2 protein-coding genes are annotated in these 1,011 nt (G+C 52.8%); both read left to right on the top strand.

Annotation, left to right across the window (positions count from 1 at the left end):
• Nucleotides 1-639, top strand: a 639-nt coding sequence (locus ACTHUT_RS21110; RefSeq protein ID WP_440419761.1) for a hypothetical protein, incomplete at its 5' end; no start/stop codon positions are given.
• Between the two features lie 63 nt (nt 640-702).
• On the top strand, nt 703-1,011 hold a 309-nt coding region (locus ACTHUT_RS21105), incomplete at its 3' end, for a M24 family metallopeptidase (protein WP_440419759.1).

Genomic DNA, 1,011 nt, shown 5'->3' with positions numbered 1-1,011 from the left:
AATAGACAGCTCCAACAATTACCTGCCACATCATGTCCAAGAATAATAAAAACCCCTTTCCAACTTAAGCCCAAACACCTAATCCGCGCCTTATTCCTTGTCAGCTTTATCGCCGTCGCCGCCCTCGTCGCCGGCGTATTCAGCACCCTAAACTCCGGCAAAACCGACGTACCCGAAAAAAGTCCTGCCGAACAAACCGACACACGCATTGAAGTTTGGCGCCCCAACGGCGCAGTCGAACCTGAAACCGTTCAGCCTGCCAAAGACGGCGACGCAAAAACCGCCTCCGGCAATCCTGTCGTTCCACAAAACGAAAAAAGCGAAAAAGCGGAAGAAGGTGTAAAAAATGACCGTCCTGCCGCACACCGCAGCAAACGCACAGAAAACAAACGCGCTGAAGCCGACAAATCAGAAAACACACAATCCGACAACAGCAGCCCTGCCGCTCAAAACACACCTCAAGCAGACAGCCAGCCGGTAGCAAACAAAGCCGCAAACAGCAAACCTGCCGCACAAGCGGTAGAAAACAAACCGGCAAAAGCCAAAGCCCCCGAGTCCAAACCGACTCCGAAAGCCGAGCCTGAGGCCAAACCACAAACCAAACCGCGCAATAAAGACAATCTCGACAACCTGTTTTAAACAGACGGCACACCCGTCCCGTTCAGACGGCCTCCATGCCGTCTGAAACAAGAAGGAAACCTCATGGACAAAGTCATCATCAAAACCCCCGAAGAAATCGAAAAAATGCGCGAACTCGGCCGCTTGGTCGCCGAAGCCCTCGATTACATCGGCCAATTCGTCAAACCCGGCGTAACCACCAACGAAATCGACAAACTCGTTTACGACTACCACGTCAACGTTCAAGGCGGTTATCCAGCCCCCCTCAACTACGGCAACCCGCCCTATCCGAAATCCTGCTGCACCTCCGTCAACCACGTTATCTGCCACGGCATTCCCGATGACAAGCCGCTGAAAGAAGGCGACATCGTCAACATCGACCTGACCATTAAA

Source organism: Neisseria sp. P0022.S010 (assembly GCF_051956635.1).
This window is presented reverse-complemented; position numbering and strand designations above follow the sequence as displayed.